This window comes from Streptomyces sp. NPDC102283, from assembly GCF_044766265.1.
Classification (GTDB): domain Bacteria; phylum Actinomycetota; class Actinomycetes; order Streptomycetales; family Streptomycetaceae; genus Streptomyces.
In genome coordinates, this window is sequence record NZ_JBIWLQ010000006.1 from 341,371 (window position 1) to 360,366 (window position 18,996).

16 protein-coding genes are annotated in these 18,996 nt (G+C 72.7%); 6 read left to right on the top strand and 10 right to left on the bottom strand.

Going from position 1 to position 18,996, the window contains the following annotated elements; translation table 11 throughout:
• Positions 1-68 precede the first annotated feature (68 nt).
• Together ACIRJT_RS14970 and ACIRJT_RS14975 are read right to left on the bottom strand one after the other, a co-directional pair.
• Positions 69-719 carry a GNAT family N-acetyltransferase gene (locus ACIRJT_RS14970; protein ID WP_403908709.1) on the bottom strand — a complete coding sequence of 217 codons (651 nt, stop codon included), beginning with the start codon at positions 717-719 and terminating at the stop codon, positions 69-71.
• Between the two features lie 135 nt (positions 720-854).
• Positions 855-2,261, bottom strand: coding sequence for an MFS transporter (locus ACIRJT_RS14975; protein ID WP_403908711.1), 1,407 nt, complete (start codon positions 2,259-2,261; stop codon positions 855-857).
• Positions 2,262-2,477: 216 nt separating this feature from the next.
• Between ACIRJT_RS14975 and ACIRJT_RS14980 the strand changes: the two genes are divergently transcribed.
• Entirely contained in the window at positions 2,478-2,921 is a 444-nt protein-coding gene (locus tag ACIRJT_RS14980; RefSeq protein WP_403908714.1) for a winged helix-turn-helix transcriptional regulator, read from the top strand.
• A gap of 38 nt (positions 2,922-2,959) precedes the next feature.
• On the opposite strand, the gene ACIRJT_RS14985 is transcribed toward ACIRJT_RS14980, so the two are convergent.
• Positions 2,960-3,352, bottom strand: coding sequence for a DUF6281 family protein (locus ACIRJT_RS14985; RefSeq protein WP_403908717.1), 393 nt, complete (start codon positions 3,350-3,352; stop codon positions 2,960-2,962).
• A gap of 148 nt (positions 3,353-3,500) precedes the next feature.
• Between ACIRJT_RS14985 and ACIRJT_RS14990 the strand changes: the two genes are divergently transcribed.
• The gene (locus tag ACIRJT_RS14990; RefSeq protein ID WP_403908720.1) at positions 3,501-4,043 is read left to right on the top strand and encodes a DUF1707 domain-containing protein; all 543 of its coding nucleotides are present in this window, start codon (positions 3,501-3,503) and stop codon (positions 4,041-4,043) included.
• A gap of 189 nt (positions 4,044-4,232) precedes the next feature.
• On the top strand, positions 4,233-4,925 hold the full coding sequence (locus ACIRJT_RS14995) for an alpha/beta hydrolase (RefSeq protein ID WP_403908723.1): 693 nt from the start codon (positions 4,233-4,235) through the stop codon (positions 4,923-4,925).
• 84 nt (positions 4,926-5,009) lie between these two features.
• On the opposite strand, the gene ACIRJT_RS15000 is transcribed toward ACIRJT_RS14995, so the two are convergent.
• From ACIRJT_RS15000 to ACIRJT_RS15015, 4 genes are read right to left on the bottom strand one after another with little or no spacing between them, the layout of a single operon-like run.
• Positions 5,010-6,176 (bottom strand): acyl-CoA dehydrogenase family protein, encoded by a 1,167-nt coding sequence (locus tag ACIRJT_RS15000; protein WP_403908725.1) that lies wholly within the window; start codon positions 6,174-6,176, stop codon positions 5,010-5,012.
• 8 nt (positions 6,177-6,184) lie between these two features.
• The gene (locus ACIRJT_RS15005) at positions 6,185-7,162 is read right to left on the bottom strand and encodes a hydroxymethylglutaryl-CoA lyase (RefSeq protein WP_403908728.1); all 978 of its coding nucleotides are present in this window, start codon (positions 7,160-7,162) and stop codon (positions 6,185-6,187) included.
• Positions 7,159-9,102: a biotin carboxylase N-terminal domain-containing protein gene (locus tag ACIRJT_RS15010; protein ID WP_403908731.1), complete on the bottom strand. Its 1,944-nt coding sequence runs from the start codon at positions 9,100-9,102 to the stop codon at positions 7,159-7,161. Before ACIRJT_RS15010 ends, ACIRJT_RS15005 begins: the two co-directional genes overlap by 4 nt.
• Before the next feature lie 7 nt (positions 9,103-9,109).
• Positions 9,110-10,732, bottom strand: coding sequence for a carboxyl transferase domain-containing protein (locus ACIRJT_RS15015; RefSeq protein WP_403908734.1), 1,623 nt, complete (start codon positions 10,730-10,732; stop codon positions 9,110-9,112).
• Between the two features lie 139 nt (positions 10,733-10,871).
• On the opposite strand from ACIRJT_RS15015, the gene ACIRJT_RS15020 reads away from it, so the two are divergent.
• Both ACIRJT_RS15020 and ACIRJT_RS15025 read left to right on the top strand, forming a co-directional pair.
• Positions 10,872-11,489 (top strand): TetR/AcrR family transcriptional regulator, encoded by a 618-nt coding sequence (locus ACIRJT_RS15020; RefSeq protein WP_265601486.1) that lies wholly within the window; start codon positions 10,872-10,874, stop codon positions 11,487-11,489.
• A 113-nt stretch (positions 11,490-11,602) separates the two neighbouring features.
• Positions 11,603-12,268, top strand: coding sequence for a GPP34 family phosphoprotein (locus tag ACIRJT_RS15025; RefSeq protein WP_403908737.1), 666 nt, complete (start codon positions 11,603-11,605; stop codon positions 12,266-12,268).
• Positions 12,269-12,341: 73 nt separating this feature from the next.
• Here ACIRJT_RS15025 and ACIRJT_RS15030 read toward each other — a convergent pair whose 3' ends face one another.
• A complete protein-coding gene (locus tag ACIRJT_RS15030) occupies positions 12,342-13,253 on the bottom strand; it encodes an NmrA family NAD(P)-binding protein (RefSeq protein WP_403908740.1) in 912 nt (303 codons plus the stop codon).
• A 105-nt stretch (positions 13,254-13,358) separates the two neighbouring features.
• Between ACIRJT_RS15030 and ACIRJT_RS15035 the strand changes: the two genes are divergently transcribed.
• The gene (locus tag ACIRJT_RS15035) at positions 13,359-13,928 is read left to right on the top strand and encodes a TetR/AcrR family transcriptional regulator (RefSeq protein WP_403908742.1); all 570 of its coding nucleotides are present in this window, start codon (positions 13,359-13,361) and stop codon (positions 13,926-13,928) included.
• A 54-nt stretch (positions 13,929-13,982) separates the two neighbouring features.
• Here the strand turns inward: ACIRJT_RS15035 and ACIRJT_RS15040 are convergent, their stop codons facing one another.
• Positions 13,983-17,030 carry an SGNH hydrolase domain-containing protein gene (locus ACIRJT_RS15040; protein ID WP_403908969.1) on the bottom strand — a complete coding sequence of 1,016 codons (3,048 nt, stop codon included), beginning with the start codon at positions 17,028-17,030 and terminating at the stop codon, positions 13,983-13,985.
• Positions 17,031-17,053: 23 nt separating this feature from the next.
• A complete protein-coding gene (locus ACIRJT_RS15045) occupies positions 17,054-18,781 on the bottom strand; it encodes a glycosyltransferase family 2 protein (RefSeq protein ID WP_403908745.1) in 1,728 nt (575 codons plus the stop codon).
• Positions 18,782-18,996 lie beyond the last annotated feature (215 nt).

The following is an 18,996-nucleotide window of genomic DNA, read 5'->3' on the forward strand; positions in this document are numbered from 1 at the left end:
GTCGACGGCACAGCGAAGACCCGTACCGGGGGCGAAGGGTTGTGCGCCGGGAAGCGGGAACCGCAGGTTCAGATCCCGAACTGTGCCCGGCAGGCGTCGAGTCCCTCCACCGACACGTCCACGCGCCGGTGCGCCTCCCACCGTGCCCGGTCCAGTCGCAGCCGCCGCAGGCCGACGGAAACCCCGCGTACGACTTCCGTCTTCAGGCCGTCGTCCGTGTACCCGAGCCGACGTGAGACCCCGAGCGAACGGGGGTTGTCGGTCATGGCGGCGGAGACCGCGTACCGCGCGCCGAGCCCGGCGAACGCGAGGTGGAGGGCGGCGGCGCGCATCTCCGTACCGAGCCCCTGCCCTTGGTGCGGGAGCCCGAGCCACGATCCGGTCTCGGCCTCCCGCCGCACGCCGAACCGCTGCCCCATCAGGTCCTGCCGCCCGATGACCTTCCCCTCGTGGAGGACGGCCAGGCCGAGCGTCCAGTCCTGCGCGGACCAGCCGGCCACGGTCCCCAGCACGTGCTGGAACACCGCCCGCCCCACCTCGTCCGGGGTCCCGTCGGTCCACGGCACGTTGAACGGCATGCGGTCCGGGTCGTGCACCCCGTGCGCCGCCACCGAGGACAACTCGTCCAGGAGTCCGAGGTCGGGCAGCCGCAGTTCGAGGCGCGGAGTGCGGAGGCGAAGCCCGTAGAGGGGCCAGTGCTGGTGGTGGGTGAGATCCATGAGGAGACTCTGCCGGACCCGCGCGCGAGGTGTCGAACCAGATACGAGGTGGGGCGGGGGCGCCGGCGTACGGCTGCGGGGTGCGGGCGGGTGGTCCCGCCCGGCACCCCGCAGCCGTACCGCCCGCCGGCGTCTTCAGACTCCGATCGTGGCGGGCCGCTCGACACCGCCCGTCGCCGCCGCACGCCGGGTGCGGAGACCGAACGCGCTGACGGCGGCGGCGGTCAGGGCGGCGGCCAGCGGGACGACCAGGGCCGCCCGGTATCCGTCGAGCAGGGCGGCGGCGGACGTGCCGTCCGTGGCGGCGATGTTGACGGCGGCCACCGCAGACAGCCCCAGCGCGGCCCCGAACTGGAAGGACGTGTAGAGCAGCCCGCCCGCCACACCCTGCTCCTCCTCGGCGATGCCGTCGGTGGCCACGATGGTGAGGGGCCCGTAGACCAGGGAGAAGGCCACGCCCAGCAGGAGCAGGCCCGGGAACATCGCCGCGTACGTCCAGTCCGCCGCGATCGGCAGGAACAGGGCGTACGACAGCGACGCGAGGAGCAGCCCGCCGAAGATGACCCGGGCGTTGCCGTACCGGGCCACCAGCTTCGGGGTGAGGAGTGGCGAGAGGACCGCGTCCACGCCGATCACGATCAGCGCGAAACTGGTCTGCAGGGACGACCAGCCACGCAGTTCCTGGAGGTAGAGGACGGCGATGAACTGGAAGCCGAAGAACCCCGCGGCGAACAACAGCCCCGACACATTGGCGCGCACCAGCGCCCCGCTGCGGAAGATGTCCAGGCGCACCAGCGGTGAGGACGAGGCGCGCTCGATCAGGACGAACGCGAGGAAGAGGAGCAGGGCCGCGCCGATCGTGCCGACGGTCCGGACGGCCGGGACGTGCGTGGCCCGCTCGACGCCGAAGACGAGCAGCAGGATCCCGGCGGTGACGGTGACCGCTCCGGCCAGGTCGACGCCCTGCCCGGCGCGCTGTGGACGGGGCGAGGCCGGGATGAGGGCGAGCGCGGCGAGGAGGATGCCGAACGAGAGGACGACCGGGGCGAAGAACACCCAGCGCCAGTCGATGGCGGAGAGCAGCCCGCCGACGACCAGGCCGATCGAGAAGCCCCCGGCGGCGGTGCCCGCGTAGACCAGCAGGGCCTTGTCGCGCTGCGGCCCCTCCGGGAAGCCGGTGGTGATGATCGACAGCCCGGCCGGTGTCATGAAGGCCGCGGCGATACCGGTGACGAAGCGGGCGACGACCAGCATCCAGCCCTCGGTGGCCAGCCCGCCCAGACCGGAGAAGAGCAGGAACACCACGAGCCAGAGGACGAACATCCGGCGACGGCCGAACAGGTCGGCCGCCCGTCCGCCCAGCAGCATGAAGCCGCCGTAGCCGAGGACGTACGCGCTCATCACCCACTGGAGCGTGCCGGTGGACAGGTCCAGGTCCTCGCGGATCGCGGGCAGGGCCACGTTGAGCATGGCCACATCGATGCCCTCCAGGAAGATCGCGCCGCACAGGACGAGCAGCACGCCCCAGGCGCGGCCGGTCATGCGGTCACTGCTCGATCTCGGAAGGGACGGTGATGAGGACATGGGACTTCTCCTTGAGCGCGGACGGAACAGGCATGACGAGGTGCCGCAACAGCGGTCGCCCGTAACAGGGTTGGCGTGCAGTGGCGTCAAGCGATGGGGAACGAGGATGAGTTACCGAAGTGCTGGTCGGTTCCCTCTTGTAACCACTCGAAGCTTGCGGCACCGTGGGGAGGTATGGAAGAAGGCACTTCGAAGTCACCGAGTAACTGCGCGGATACCGGAGCCGGTCAGGACTACGACATCAGCCAGTGGGACGTCCGCGAGGGATGCGAGGTGCGGCAGATCCTCGACCGCGTCGCGGACAAGTGGTCGCTCCTGGCCATCGCCCACCTGGAACGCCGCACGCTGCGCTTCTCCGAGCTGCGCCGGCTGATCGAAGGCATCAGCCAGCGCATGCTGACGGTGACCCTGCGCCAGTTGGAGCGCGACGGCCTGGTGCGGCGCACGGTCTATCCCGTCGTCCCGCCCCGCGTGGAGTACGAACTCACCGAACTGGGAGCGACGTTGCACACGACGATCAGGTCCCTGGTCGACTGGACCGAGATCCATCAGCAGGAGATCGCGCAGGCCCGTTCCGACTACGACTCCCGCAAGGACGCCGAGGTGTCGGTCTCCTGAGACCGCGGGGCCCGGACGCGTCCGGGCCCCGCGGCGCGTCATGGGCTGTCGATCAGTTTCCGGATCTCGGGCGGGAGCGTCGAGCCGGAGTAGGAGACGACGAACACGGCGTCCTTGGGTGAACCGCCCACGGCGATGGCGGTCTCAGGGGACAGGCCCTTGACCCCGTAGGCGCTTTCCCGGGTCGCCTTCTCCACGGTCGCCTCATCGCCGCCGGTGTCGTCGCAGGGCGACTGGGTGGCGGTGCCCAGCTTGTCGGTGACCGTGAACTCCACGTTCGCGACGTCCCGATAGGCCCGCCCCTGGTAGGTGACCTCGAACGCGCAGGACGCCTCCCCCTCGCCGCTGTCGCCGCCGGCGGTGCACCCGGCCGCCGTCATCACCATGGCCGCCGCCAGTAACGCGCTCGCGGATCTTCCGCACCAACTCATGTACCCGCTCCCTCGGTGGACGCTGCGAAGGGCGAGGACGTCGCCCTTGCCAAGGATCCTTGCCCCGGCCTCCGCGGCGGTGGTTTCCCGGCCATGTCCGCGAGCCCGTGGCAAGCGGGATTCGGACGGCAGGGCCTAGAGTGATGCGGTGAACTCACCCCAGCCGAACGGCGCTTCGCGCGTGAGCGAGGACGACCGTGAGAGCGCCGTGCGGCGCGTGCGTGAGGCGTACGCCGACGAGCACGTCTCGCACGAGGAGATGGACGAGCGCCTCGGCCGGGTGCTGGCCGCCACGACACACGGCGAGCTCGCGGCGGCGCTGGACCAGCTCCCGGCGGAGGACCCGGGCACCACCTCGACGATCGCCGCCGCCGGCGGACGGATCAAGCGGCGCGGCGTATGGCGGGTACCCCGCTTCCTCAAGGTCGAGTCCGCCTTCGGGCGGGTGCGGCTGGACCTGTCCCGGGCGATCATCGAATGGCCGGTCGTCGACATCGAGCTGAGCCTGGGCACCGGCAACGCGAGCATCACCGTGCCGCGCGACGCGATCGTCGAGGTCGAGGGAGTGACGACCGGCTGGAAGGACCTGCGCTACAAGCCCCGGCAGCCGACCCGCGCCGGAGCGCCGCGCATCCGCTTCTCGGGAGCGGTGGGATACGGACGGCTGAAGATCCGCCACGCCTGGCGCTGAGGCGGCCTGGCGGGCCCCGTCCTTCACCGCGACCGGGCTCAGGACCGGGCCTCCACCGTGACCGGGTCTCCACCGTGGCCGGGCCCCGGGCGGCCACCTGAATGACGGCTCCGGCATGCGGGGACGGGCGGACGGGCGTCTGCTGGGGGTGAACGGCTTCGGCCACGCCCCCTCGAAAGGCACCGCCCGATGGCTGACAAACCCGCGATCGTCCTGGTCCACGGCTTCTGGGGCGGCGCCGCCCACTGGGCCGGAGTCATCACCGAACTGCACCGCCGCGGCTTCGGCTCCCTGCACGCGGTGGAGAACCCGCTGACCTCCCTGGCCGAGGACGCCGAGCGCACCCGCAAGATGGTCCGGCAGATCGACGGACCGGTGGTCCTGGTCGGCCACTCCTACGGCGGTGCGGTCATCACGGAGGCCGGCGACCTGCCAGGCGTCACCGGACTCGTCTACATCGCCGCGTTCGCCCCGGACGCCGGGGAGAGCCCCGGACAGATCAGCCAGGAGAAGCCCCCCGCGGCGTTCGAGAACCTCGCCCCGGACTCCGACGGCTACCTGTGGATCAAGCAGGACAAGTTCCACGAGAGCTTCGCCCAGGACCTGTCCGAGGAAGAGGCCCTGGTGATGGCGGTGACGCAGAAGGCGCCGCCGGCCTCGACGTTCGGCGACAACGTCACCGCCCCGGCCTGGCGGTCCAAGCCCACGTGGTACCAGGTCTCCTCCGCCGACCGCATGATCCACCCCGACAACGAGCGCCGCATGGCGACACGCATGCAGCCGCGCAGGACGATCGAGCTGGACGCCGGTCACGCCTCCCTCGCCTCGCAGCCCGGACCGGTCACCGACCTCATCGAGGAGGCGGCCGCCGCCTCGGCCTGAGGACGGACCTTCCGCCGGCCCGGCCGCCGTGAACACATCCACGGCGGCCGGGCCGGCGGGCTCGGAGCATCGGGAGGCGGGAGATCAGCCCGGCAGCCCCAACTCCCGTGCGATCAGCATCCGCTGCACCTCGCTCGTCCCCTCGCCGATCTCCAGGATCTTCGAGTCGCGCCACATCCGCGCCACCGGGTACTCGTTCATGAAGCCGTAGCCGCCGTGGATCTGCGTCGCCTCCCGGGCGTTGTCCACCGCGACCGTCGAGGAGTACAGCTTCGCGATCGCCGCCTCCTTCTTGAACGGTTCGCCGGCCACCAGCCGCGACGCAGCGTCGCGCCAGCCCACCCGGGCCATGTGCGCGCGCATCTCCATGTCGGCGATCTTGAACTGGATCGCCTGGTTCGCGCCGATCGGCCTGCCGAACGCGTGGCGCTCGGCCGCGTACTTCACCGACTCGTCCACGCAGCCCTGCGCCAGGCCCGTGGCCAGCGCCGAGATCGCGACCCGGCCCTCGTCGAGGATCCGCAGGAACTGCGCGTAACCGCGGCCCTCCTCGCCCAGGAGGTTCGCCGCCGGGACGCGGACGTCCGTGAAGGACAGCTCCCGGGTGTCCGAGGCGTTCCAGCCGACCTTGGAGTAGGGGGCGGCGACCGTGAAGCCGGGGGTGCCGGCGGGGACGATGATCGCGGAGATCCGGGGGCGGCCGTCCTCCTTGCGGCCGGTCACCGCCGTCACCGTCACCAACTCGGTGATGTCCGTACCGGAGTTGGTGATGAAGCACTTCGAGCCGTTGATGACCCACTCGTCTCTGGCCTCGTCCAGGACGGCCGTCGTGCGCGTGCCGCCCGCGTCCGAGCCGCCGTCCGGCTCGGTCAGGCCGAACGCGCCGAGCGCCTCGCCCGCGCACAGCTTCGGCAGCCACTGCCGCTTCTGCTCCTCCGTGCCGAACAGGTGCAGCGGCATCGCGCCCAGCGAGACCCCGGCCTCCAGGGTGATCGCCACCGAGGAGTCGACCCGGGCCAGCTCCTCCAGGGCGATCCCGAGCGCCAGGTAGTCGCCGCCCATGCCGCCGTACTCCTCCGGGAACGGCAGCCCGAACAGGCCCATGCGGCCCATCTCGCGCACGATCTCGTACGGGAATTCGTGGCGCTCGTAGAAGTCGCCGATCTTCGGCGCGACCACGTCGTGCGCGAACGCCTCGACCGTGCGGCGCAGTTCCTCGTGCTCGGCGGTCAGCCGGTGGTCCAGGGACATGGTGTGGCTCACTCCTTGTGGGAGGGGGAAGAGGGAGAAGAGGAAGAGGTCAGGGCGCGGACCGTGCGGGATGGGCTCGGTCGGCCCAGGTGCCCGGCGAGCCAGAGACTGGTGGCGGTCAACTCGTCGAGGTCGACGCCGGTTTCGATGCCGAGGCCGTCGAGCATCCACACGAGGTCCTCGGTGGCGAGATTGCCCGTGGCGCTCTTCGCGTACGGGCAGCCGCCCAGGCCGCCCGCCGAGGCGTCGACGGTGCTCACCCCGTGCTGGAGCGCCGCCAGGGTGTTGGACAGTGCCTGGCCGTACGTGTCGTGGAAGTGGACGCCGATGGACTCCGTGGGGACGGACGCCTCGTTCAGCGCTGTCAGCAGGGCGGTTACGTGGCCCGGCGTCGCCACCCCGATCGTGTCGCCCAGCGACAGCTCGTCGCAGCCCAGGTCCATCAGCGCCTTCGCGACCCGGACCACCTGTGCCACGGGCACCGCGCCTTCCCACGGGTCGCCGAAGCACATCGACAGATACCCGCGCACCTGGGCCTTCTCCGCCTTGGCGCGGGCCACCACCGGCTCGAACATGGCCAGCGACTCGTCAACGGTCCGGTTCAGGTTGCGCGCGGCGAACGTCTCCGTCGCCGAGCCGAACACCGCGATCGACCGGGCCCCGAGCGCCAGCGCCCGGTCCAGTCCGCGTTCGTTCGGCACGAGGACCGGGAGGGAGACGTCGCCCACGTCCGCGATGTCCCCGAGGAGAGGGAACAGCGCTTCCGCGTCCGCCAGTTGGGGTACCCACTTCGGGTGCACGAAGCTCGTCGCCTCGATGGTGGTCAGCCCGGCCACGGCCAGGCGGCGGATGAACTCCGCCTTCACCTGCGTGGGAACGGTCTCCTTCTCGTTCTGGAGGCCGTCGCGCGCCCCCACCTCGTGGATCCGGACGCGGGCGGGGAGGCCCGGGGCCGGGACCTGCATGGGCAGTGCACGCGCCGTCATGAGTCCTCCAGGGGGACCACTACCGCCAGGATCTGGTCCATCGCCACCGTCGCGCCCGCCGTGATGTCCAGCTCGGTGACGGTCCCCGCGTGCGGGGCGGAGATCACGTGTTCCATCTTCATCGCCTCCACCACGAGCAGGCTCTGCCCCGCCTCGACCGCGTCCCCGACGGCGACCTTCACCACCGTGACCGTGCCCGGCATCGGGGCCGCCAGGGTGTCCGCCCCGCTCCGCCCCGCCCCGCTCAGGGACGCCTCCACCGGATCGTGGTCCTGGACGTGCCAGGTGTCGCCGTCCCGGCCGAGCCAGTCCCCGGAGCGGTGGAAGTGGCCCACCGCGCCGTCGAGTTCGACCGTGACCCGGTCGGCCGTGACCGTCGCGGAGGCCGGAGCGCCGTACGTCACCGGGTCCGCGCCCGCCACCCGCAGCGGGAAGAGCAGCGGCGCCGGAGCACCCCCCGTCCGCCACCCGCTCGGCACCGAGAACGGGTCCGTCCAGCCCCCCGCGTCCGGCCGGGGCTCCAGCGCCTCCCGGCGGACCGCGGCCGCCGCCGCGTACACCTCGTCCGGCACCCCGTCCGGCACCAGGCCCTCCGCCTCGCGCTCCACGAGCCCGGTGTCCAGGTCGCCGGAGACCACGTCCGGGTGGGCCAGCAGGCGGCGCAGGAAGCCCGCGTTGGTCGGGACACCCAGGATGACCGTGTCCGCGAGGGCCGCCCGCAGCTTGCGGATGGCCGTCGCGCGGTCGGGGCCGTACGCGATGACCTTCGACAGCATCGGGTCGTACAGGCTGCCCACCGGCACGCCCTCGCTGAGACCCGAGTCCGTCCGCGCCCCGCCGCCCTGCGGCTCGCGCAGCGCCAGCACCGTACCGCCGGAGGGCAGGAAGCCCCGGGCGGGGTCCTCCGCGCAGACGCGGGCCTCGATCGCCCAGCCGGTCAGGGTGATGTCCTCCTGCGCGTACGGCAGCCGCTCGCCGGACGCCACCCGCAGCTGCCACTCCACCAGGTCCAGGCCGGTGATCAGCTCGGTGACCGGGTGCTCGACCTGGAGGCGGGTGTTCATCTCCATGAAGAAGTACGAGGCCGGGTCGTCGCCCGGGACGATGAACTCCACCGTCCCCGCGCCCGCGTACCCGCAGGAGCGCGCCGCCTGCACGGCCGCCTCGCCCATCGCCGCCCGGGTCTCCTCGTCGAGGAAGACCGAAGGGGCCTCCTCGATGATCTTCTGGTGGCGGCGCTGGAGCGAGCACTCGCGCTCGCCGAGGTGGATCACGTTGCCGTGGGTGTCGGCCAGCACCTGGATCTCGATGTGGCGCGGCCGGTCGATCCACCGCTCCACGAGGAGGGTGTCGTCGCCGAAGGAGGCCCGTGCCTCGCGGCGGGCCGCCGCGATCTCCTCCGCCAGCACCGAGGCGTCGCGGACCAGGCGCATGCCCTTGCCGCCGCCGCCCGCGCTCGGCTTCAGCAGCACCGGGGTGCCGATCTCCCGGGCGGCTTGCTCCAGTTGGGCGTCGGTCAGGCCGCTTCCGGAGGACCCGGGGACCACCGGGACACCGGCCGCCGCGACCGTCTCCTTGGCCCGGATCTTGTCGCCCATGAGGGAGATCGCGGAGGCGGGCGGGCCGATGAAGACCAGTCCGGCGTCCGCGCACGCCTGCGCGAAGCCGGCGTTCTCCGCCAGGAATCCGTACCCGGGGTGGACGGCCTGCGCGCCGGTGCGGCGGGCCGCCTCCAGGAGGGCGGGCACGTTGAGATAGCTCTCGGACGCGGGCGGCGGGCCGATCCGGATCGCCGTGTCCGCCTCCCGTACATGCCGGGCGTCCGCGTCCGCGTCGCTGAAGACCGCGACCGAGCGCACGCCCTGCTCCCGCAGGGTCCGGATCACCCGGACCGCGATCTCGCCGCGGTTGGCGACCAGAACGGTGTCGAACATCGTCATCTGTTCCTCACATCCGGAAGACGCCGAAGCCGGGCCCGGCCGGGTCCTTCTGGGGCAGCGGGGCATTGGCGCAGGCCGTGAGCGCGAGGCCCAGGACCTGCCGGGTGTCCACGGGGTCGATCACACCGTCGTCCCAGAGCCGGGCGGTCGCGTAGTAGGCGTTGCCCTGGGTCTCGTACTGGGCGCGGATCGGGGCCTTGAACGTCTCCTCGTCCTCGGCGCTCCAGTCGTCGCCGAGCTGGTCGCGCTTGACGGTGGCCAGCACGGAGGCGGCCTGCTCGCCGCCCATCACCGAGATCTTGGCGTTCGGCCACATCCACAGGAAGCGGGGGCTGTAGGCCCGGCCGCACATCGAGTAGTTGCCCGCGCCGTACGAACCGCCGACCACGACCGTCAGCTTCGGCACCCGGGTGCAGGCCACGGCGGTGACCATCTTCGCGCCGTGCTTGGCGATGCCGCCCGCCTCGTAGTCCCGGCCGACCATGAAGCCGGAGATGTTCTGGAGGAAGACGAGCGGGATGCCGCGCTGGTCGCACAGCTCGATGAAGTGCGCGCCCTTCTGGGCCGACTCGGAGAACAGGATCCCGTTGTTCGCGACGATCCCGACCGGGTGGCCGTGGATGCGGGCGAAGCCGGTGATCAGCGTCTGCCCGTACTCCGCCTTGAACTCCTGGAAGCGCGAGCCGTCGACCACGCGCGCGATCACTTCGCGTACGTCGTAGGGCGTCCGGGAGTCCACGGGCACCGCCCCGTACAGCCCGGCCGGGTCCACCTTCGGCTCCTCGACCGGCTTGACCGACCAGGGGAGCGGAGCGCGGTCCGGGAGGGTCGCGACGATGTTGCGGACGATCCGCAGCGCGTGCGCGTCGTCCTCCGCGAGATGGTCGGTGACCCCCGACGTACGGGAGTGGACCTCGCCGCCGCCCAGCTCCTCCGCCGTGACGACCTCGCCGGTGGCGGCCTTCACCAGCGGCGGGCCGCCGAGGAAGATCGTGCCCTGGTCACGGACGATCACGGCCTCGTCGCTCATCGCCGGGACGTACGCCCCGCCCGCCGTGCAGGAGCCCAGCACCGCCGCGATCTGCGGGATGCCGGCCCCCGACATCCGGGCCTGGTTGTAGAAGATCCGCCCGAAGTGGTCCCGGTCGGGGAAGACCTCGTCCTGCATCGGCAGGAACGCGCCGCCCGAGTCGACCAGATAGAGGCAGGGAAGACGATTCTCCAGCGCCACTTCCTGGGCGCGCAGGTGCTTCTTCACGGTCATCGGGTAGTACGTGCCGCCCTTGACGGTCGCGTCGTTGGCGACGATCACGCACTCCCGGCCGCCGACCCGCCCGATCCCGGCGATCACGCCGGCGGCCGGGGCGGCGCCCCCGTACAGCCCCTCGGCGGCCAGCGGGGCCAGCTCCAGGAACGGCGAGCCCGGGTCGAGGAGGGTGTCCACCCGGTCCCGGGGGAGCAGCTTGCCGCGCGCCTCGTGGCGGGCCCGGGCCTTCTCACCCCCGCCCAGCCGTGCCGTGGCGAGGCGTCCCGCCAGCTCGTCGGAGAGCGCGCGATGAGCCGCCTCGTTGGCCTGCCAGGCCTCCGAGGCGGGATCGGCCGCGCTCGCCAGGACCGGTGCCTGCTGCATCGTGTCGAGCCCCCTTGCCCGTACCGCGATAGTCAACCGCTGCTGTCGCTGCGGTTAGTGCTGTCACTGCTGTTAGTGATCGTTAACGCGTTTCCCTCAGGTTAACGAGCGCTAACGACCCTGTCTAGAATGAATCCTCATGAGCACCCATGCCGCCGCCCGCGTCGCGGCCCCCACCCGCCGCGAGCAGATCCTCCGGGAGGCCGCCCGCCTCTTCGCCGAGCGCGGCTTCCACGGCGTCGGCGTCGACGAGATAGGCGCCGCCGTCGGGATCAGCGGTCCCGGCCTCTACCGCCACTTCCCCGGCAAGGACGCGATGCTCGCCGAGCTCCTGGTGGGCATCAGCGAGCGGCTGCTGGAGGGCGGCCGGATGCGGGTGTCGGAGGACGCCGCCCGGGGCGGCGGCTCCCCGGAGGCCCTCCTGGACGCGCTCATCGAGGGACACATCGACTTCGCGCTCGACGACCGTCCCCTCATCACCCTCCACGACCGCGAGCTGGACCGGCTGCGCGACACGGACCGCAAGCGGGTGCGCCGGCTCCAGCGCGAGTACGTCGAGGTCTGGGTCGGCGTCGTCCGCGCCCTCTACCCGTCGCTGGCCGAGAACCGGGCCCGCGTCACCGTGCACGCCGTCTTCGGCCTGCTGAACTCCACTCCGCACCTGGCCCGCCCGGAGGCCCTGCCCGGCCGCGCCGTGACCGCCGCCCTGCTGCACCGGCTGGCCCGGGGTGCCTTCGCCGCCGCGGAGCCCTCCTGAGCAGCGGTTTCGCCTCACGAGCAACCCCGGGCGGGGTTCACGCGTCTGTCCAGTGGACGGGGAGTGGACACCCACCCGTCCGGTCGACACGCAAGGAATCGGGGAGCCGCACCATGGCCGTCTCGCTGGGCGAAGAGATCATGCTGCTGTCGCTGGACGACACGACCGGCGCGGCGAAGGGGGAGACCGCTGCCCGCTGGGGCGTGGCGGCCGGGATGCTCCTGGAGCTGGTCATGGCGGGCCGCGTCACGGTGAAGGGCGGCCGTGTCGAGGTCTTCGACCCGTCCCCGACGGGCGATCCGCTCCTGGACGGGCGGCTCGACCGGCTGGCGCGCTGGGTCCACGGGGCGTCCAGCAGTCGCAAGGTCACCGACTGGCTGACCCGGGACCACGCCAAGGGCTCGCAGGACGTCGTGGAGAGCCTCGTCGCCCGCGGCCTGGTGACCGAGGAGAAGCACCGGGCCCTCGGCGTCTTCCCTGTCCGCCGCTACCCGGAGGCCGACGGGACCGTCGAGCGGGAGCTGCGCGCCCGGCTGGCCGACGCGGTGCTGCACGGGGCCGAGCCGGACGTCCGCACCAGCTCCCTCGTCGCCCTGCTGCACGCCACGGGCATGCACCCCCAGGCCTTCCCCGGCCTGCCGAAGAAGCAGGTCGCCCCACGCATGGCCCACATCGCCGAAGGCCACTGGGCGGGCGTGAGCGTGCGCGAGGCGATCGGCAACCTCCAGGCGGCGATCTCCGTGGTGACGATGGTGACGGTCCTGACCGTGGTGACGTAGGGCCTCTCGTTCGGACCGTGGTGACGTAGGGCCTCTCGTTCGGATCGTGCCGGGCTCGCGGGGTCCGGGGCTGTCAGGCCTCCGCCGTCAGGTTCCGGTGCGCCCAGTCGGTGAACGAGGTCACCAAAATCCCCAGCTCCGCGGCGTACTCGGGGCGGGCCGGCTGGGTGATGGCGTTGCTCCACAGGTGTCCGGCGCCCCAGGCCGGCATCCCCGCCGCGAGTGCCTCGTCGAGATCCATCGAGGGCGCTTCCACCGGGACGCCCCACACGTCCGACAGCACTCCGGCCACCTGCTCCATCGTGAGCCGGTCGCCCGCGAGTTCCAGCTCCACCCCGTGGAAGCGGTCGGGGTCCCGTACGGCGTGGGCGACGGCCGTGCCGATGTCCTCGCAGGCCACCAGCGCCAGGGTCGTGTCCGGCCGGATCACCGTCGCGAGACCGCCGCCGGGGCCGTCCGGTGCCAGCTGGGGCAGGTTCTCCATGAAGAACGCGGGCTTGACCACGGCCCAGCGGGCGAAGCCCGCCCCGCGCACCTTCTCCAGGATCGCCTGCTTGGTGTCGAAGTAGGGCTCCAGCGCCGCCCAGTGGCCCTCGGCCCAGCCCGGGGTCTCCGTGTGCCGTCCGGCCCCGCTGGTCGAGGACTGCACGAACTGCGGCACGCCCGCGGCCCGCGCCGCCTCGATGAGGTGCGTCGCCTGCGCCAGCTCCCCGGCGAAGTCGACGCCGCTGTCGCTCATCGGCGGCATCTGCACCGAGAACACGGCCCGGACGCCCGCGCAGGCCGCGTCCAGCGAGGGCCGGTCGGCCAGGTCCCCGGTCACCAGCTCGACACCCAACGCCTCGACGTCCTTCGCGCGCCGCGTGTGCGGGTCGCGCACCAGGGCGCGCACCGGGATGCCGGCGGCCAGCAGGGCCCGGGCGGTGGCCCCGCCCTGGCGGCCGGTGGCGCCGGTGACCAGGACGGGGGCGGATCGTGGTGCCATGGCGGTGTCTCCTCGCGAACCGGGGAACGCAAAACGGCGGGTCCCGCCGTTTACTTCCCGGCTACGATATGGCGGGGCCCACCACTTAGCAACTGGAGTAAGAACGTGACCGGTCAGCGCGCGGACGCCCGCCGCAACTACAGCCGCATCCTCGCCGTGGCGGAGGCCGAGGTCGCCCAGCACGGAGCCGCCGCCTCCCTCGAACAGGTCGCCCGCACGGCAGGCGTCGGCTCCGCCACCGTGCGCCGTCACTTCCCCACTCGCCAGGCCCTGCTGGAGGCCGTCTTCCGGGAGCGCATCCAGGCCCTCCGCGGGCGCGCGGACGAGCTGGGCCGGACCGAGGACAGCCGCGCCGCCCTGCTGGACTGGCTGCGCGGCCTCGTGGGGTACGCGGTCTCCGCCCGGGGGCTCGCCGACGCGCTGACCTACGAGCCGCCCACCGACGCACCCGCCGGCGACGCCCCGCACTCCTGTGGCGCGGTGCTCGAAGGCGCGGCCGCACCCCTGCTCCGGCGCGCGCTGGACGAAGGGACGGTCAGGCCGGGCGTCACCTTCCACGACCTGATCACCCTCGCCGTCGGCATCGCCCTGGCCACCGAGCACCACGCCGAACCTTCGGTCCAGGCCGACCGCCTCTTCACGCTCGCGGTCGAGGGCCTCAGCCCCAGCCCCTGAGGGGGCGCGGTTCCCCGGTCGGTCCGCCGCGCCCCTGAGGGGGGTGGCTTCGTATCAGCCCGCCGCGCCCCTGGTGGAGACCCTGACCCGGTCGACCCGCATCGGGTGACCCGGCTCGGTCGCGGGGCCCGCCGTCGCCCCGTCGGCCTCCGGCAGCTTGCCGCCGACCGCCACGTTCAGGATCAGGAACACCCCGTGGTCCACGGCCCGCTTCCAGGTCCCGGCGTCCATCGCGTCGGCCCGCACCCGGTGGTACACCCGGTCGTCCAGATACCAGCGCACCTCCCGCGCCCCGGGGGAGAGGTCGACCTCGACGGCGTACGTGTGGAACGCCTTACGGCAGTCCGCGCACGGCTGAGGTCCCGACGTCAGCCCCACGGGCTCCTCGCACGGGCCGCCGTCCAGGACCCCGCAGTGCATCGAGCCGAAGACGGTGCCCCGGCCGTTGACCGACTCCATCACGTCCAGCTCGCCGACCCCGGGCCAGCCGGTGTACCCGTCGCGCAGGTCCGCGCCCAGGGTCCAGAACGCCGGCCAGTAGCCCGCAGCCTTCGGCCCCGTCACGTCCGGCAGCGCGATCGACGCCTCGATCCGCAGCACCCCGCCGGGCGGCGGCGCGAAGTCGGACCGCACGGTCGTGATCCGCCCCGAACTCCACTGCCCGCCCTTCCTGGTGGGCACGATCTCCAGTGCGCCCTTCCCGTCCAGGCGTACGTTGTCGGTCGAGTCGGTCATCGTCTCGATCTCGCCCGTGCCCCACCGCGGTGCCGGGCAGCCGGGATAGCAGGTGCCGAGGTCGTGACTCCAGTTCGCGGGGGAGGGGCGGCTGTTCGCCGGGCCGTCGAATTCGTCCCGCAGCAGCTCGGTCCAGCCGTCCGCCCCGGGTGTGGCGGAAGCGGCGGGCGTGAGGGACCCGGCCGGTGGAAGTGCGCCCGACTCCGTCAGCAGCCGCTCCAGCCGGGGGGCCAGCACGATGGCCGCCGCGTTCGTCAGATGGGCGTCGTCCCGGTAGAGCAGGATCCGGTCCCGTACCGCCGGGCACGTCGGGCCGTCTCCCGGGCACAGCACCGGGTTCACGCTGACGGACCGCACGCCCGGCACCGCGCCCGCCGCGATCCGCCGCGCCAGCGGGTCGGCCACAACCGCCTCCGCCCGGCTGAACGCGCAGGCGGCGGCGTCGTTCGGAGCGCCGGACACGCACGCGGGAACGTCCGTCCCCGGTACGGGGGTGTCCTCGATGTACACGATCGGCGCGCCGGTCGCCCGCAGCGGTTTCAGCGTCTTCTCCCAGGCGGCGGTCAGGACTTCACGGTCGGCCGTGTACCGGTTGAGCGAGGCGATCACGATGAGCCGGGGCTTCGGCCCCGTACGCAACCGGTCCAGGGCATCGGCCCGCCAGGTGTCGCACTCCCGGTACTCGCGCCCCAGCTGGGGATTCTTGACGGTCAGTTCCGGCAGCGGGCACCCCTGCTTCACCAGTTCCTGGAGCGCCCAGCCGCGCTGGGAGGCCAGCGCGAGCAGCGGCGAGAACCACTGCCCGGCGTGGGAGTCGCCGAGCAGGACGACACGGTCGGGGCTGTCCACCGCCCCGAACAGGCACTCCGGGCTGCGGGTCACCGCAGGTGCGACCTGGCAGGCCCCGTCCGGCGGGAAGTCCTTGCGCGCCTGCGCCGGGCCCGGCACGAGCGGGCCGTCCGCGAGCGGGGAGCCGTCGGCCCGGGCGAGCAGCGAGGGACCGGCGGCCGCACCCGGCGGGAGGCCCTTGGCGTCGACGGGGGTGGCCGGGCCCATCAGGTGCAGGGTCGTGGTGCCGACGACCAGCGCGAGCCCGACCGGCAGGACGATGGCGGAGATCCCCACCGCCAGTCCCCGGCGCGGGAGTTCGGAGACCGTACGGCTGCGGCGCAGTGGTTGCTCGACCCAGCGCATCGTGGCGAGGGCGGGCAGCGTGGCGGCCAGCGTCAGCGCCGTCTTCGCGGGCCAGCCGAGCGCCCCGAGCCGCGCCTCGGCGAGGACGAGCACCGGCCAGTGCCACAGGTAGAGGTTGTAGGAGAGCCGCCCGAGAGCCCGAGGGGCCCGGCCGCTCAGCAACCGGCCGACTCCGTGGGCCCCTTGGACCTCGCGCTCGCCCCGGCCCGGGATCGCGGCGAGGATCATGGCGGCCGTCCCCAGGGCGGGGACGAGCGCCGCGTGGCCGGGGTACGGGGTCGACGCGTCGTACGACACGACGCACCAGACGATCGCCGCGGCCCCCGCCCACCCGCAGACCAGCCGCAGCGGGCGCGGCCCGCGCAACAGGTGCCAGGGCAGCAGCGCCAGCAGCGCGCCGACGGCGAACTGCCAGACCCGCGAGGGAGTTCCGAGGTACGCGAGCGAGACGGAGTCCCGCGTCCAGTGCAGGGACAGCGCGAACGAGGCGAGCGCCACGGCGGCGGTGGTGAGCGCGACGACCGCGCGCACGGCCCGGCCCCGGCGGACCGCACGGGCGGCGACCAGCACGATCACCGCCAGCAGCGGGGCCCAGAACAGGTAGAACTGCTCCTCGACGGCGAGCGACCAGAAGTGCAGCAGCGGGCTCTGGTCGTGCCCGGCGGCCAGATAGTCGGTCTGCTGGGAGACGAACCGCCAGTTGGCGACGGACAGGGCGGCCGCCAGGACGTCCTGCTCCAGGTCGGCGCGGAGCAGCGGTACGGTCAGCCACGCCCCGGCCACCGCGACCGCGGCGAGGACGACGGCGGCCGAGGGCAGCAGTCGGCGGGCCCGACGGGAGAAGAAGTCACCGAGCCGGATCCGGCCGGTGGTGATCGCCTCCCGGACCAGGAGCCCGGTGATCAGATAGCCGGAGATGACGAAGAAGACGTCCACACCGACGAAGCCGCCCGCGGTCCCCGGTATCTGTGCGTGGAAGGCGAGGACCGCGAGGACGGCGACCGCGCGCAGCCCCTCGATGTCGGGGCGGAACGTGGACCGGTGCGGACTGGGCCCGGACTCGCTGCCCGAGCTGCCCGGGCCGACCGGGGCCCCCGGGCGCGGGGGTGTGGCCGATGGCGGCGGGGGAGCGGACCGCTTCCGGCGGGGGCCGTGGGTGAGGAGGAACGGCATCGGGTGGCGCCTTTCGGTGTGGCTCAACTCAGCCACGGGAGCATCGGGTCGACCCACCCGGAGGCGAGCAGGCCGGTGAGCAGGAGGACGGCGGAGGCGGCGAGGGCCTCGGGCCAGCGGCGGGGCAGCACACCCGCCCGGGGCCGGGGCCGGGGCCACGAGCGGTGGCCGGCGGGCGACTCGACGGCCTCGGCGGGCGACTCGACGGCCTCGACGGGCGCTCGGCCGTCCGGCCGCAGTTCGGTCAGCAGGTCCCGGATCAGCGGGACGTTGATCTGGAGCTGGACCAGGAGGTAGAGGCCGAGGCCCCAGGCGGGCTCCCAGCCGTTGCGGGCCACCACCAGCGCGAGGCCCCCGGCTGCGGCCCCGTTGGACAGGACCAGCCAGACCAGCGAGACGCCCACGACCCGGCGGGCCATCGAGCCCGAACTCCCCTTGCTCCGCACGCCCGTGGGCACCCAGGCGGCGCTGCGGCCCCGCAGGGTGTGCCAGAACGCGGTGGCCGCGGCCACGCTGGTGAGGACGTTGGCGCGGATCACCTCCACCCGCCACCGGGTCCGGCTGATCCGGGGCAGCAGCACATGCCACAGCCACAGCGGGGCGAGCAGCGGCAGCACGTGCCAGGGGCGGATGTGGTCCGGGTACCAGAACATCATCACCAGCGGCGGCAGCGGGGCGGCGAAGGTGTTCACGGCCGTGGTCAGGTAGCCGACGACGCCCTCGTAGAAGCAGAGCCGCATCCGCCAGGGCGCGCCCATGCGCCCCAGGACCGGGGTGCCGAGGAGGTGCAGGTTGCCCATCGCCCACCGGTACTGCTGGTTGACGAACGAGGTGACGGTGTCGGGCGAGGTGCCCTTGGCGACCAGGACCGGGACGTACTGGGTGCGGAACCCCCGCTCGTGCAGGGCGAGTCCGGTGTACAGGTCCTCGCTGTGGTCGAGCCGGGCGAAGCCGCCCGCCAGGTCGATCGCGGAGCGCCGGTAGACGGCGTTGCTGCCGCAGCAGATCGCCGCGTCGCTGGCGTCCCGCGAGGGCTGGATCCAGCGGAAGAACCACTCCTGAGCGGCCCCGGCGGCGCGCTGGATCCAGTCCATGCCCGCGTCGGTGTCGAAGCACTGCGGGCTCTGCACGATGCCGACGGCCGGGTCCGCGAGATACGGGACCAGATGGCGCAGGAAGTCCGGCCGGGGCGCGAAGTCCGCGTCCAGGATCGCGATGAACTCGGCCCCGGACAGCGTGAGCGCGTGGTTGAGGTTGCCCGCCTTCTTCAGGTGGCCCCGGTCGGGGCGCACGACGTACCGGTAGCCGTGCTCGGCCGCCAGGGCCGCCACCTCGGCCCGGTCGGCGTCGTCCAGCACCCAGACGGTGAGCGCGTCGGGCCAGTCGAGGGCGGCGACCGCGCGGTAGGCGTTGGCGAGCACGGGCAGCGGCTCGCCGCAGGTCGGCAGATAGAGGTCCACGCCCGGCAGTCCGGCGGGCCGCCAGGCGCGGACGAGCACCTCGTGCGAGGCCCGGGTCAGCCGGCGCTGACGCAGGCTGTTCACGGAGGACAGCAGCAGGGCCACGACGTTCAGGCCGAGGATCGCGAGGAACGCCCAGAGCGCCGGGGTCCGCAGCGCGAAGGTGAACATCGTCGCCGCCGTGAACACGAAGGCCAGCGAACTGCTCACCAGCACCCACCGGCGTTGCGGCCCGAAGTACCAGTAGAGCTCGTCGTCGGACGGAGGTTGCGGAAGGTGATGCACGGTCATAAAGCCCCCCACGGCTGTGTATGTGCCCGTTTCAGGTGGCCCACCCTAATGTCAAAGGTATAGACCACTTACCCGAGAGCGCCCCAACGGACAGAATCGGACACCGGTTTGGCGCGACTCAATTGGTCCAGACCTCTGGGTGATCCCATTCGAGCTCCACCCCCGTCCGACGGGGGAAGAAGCAGGTCACGCGGGGGTGAACAGTCCCGGAAGAC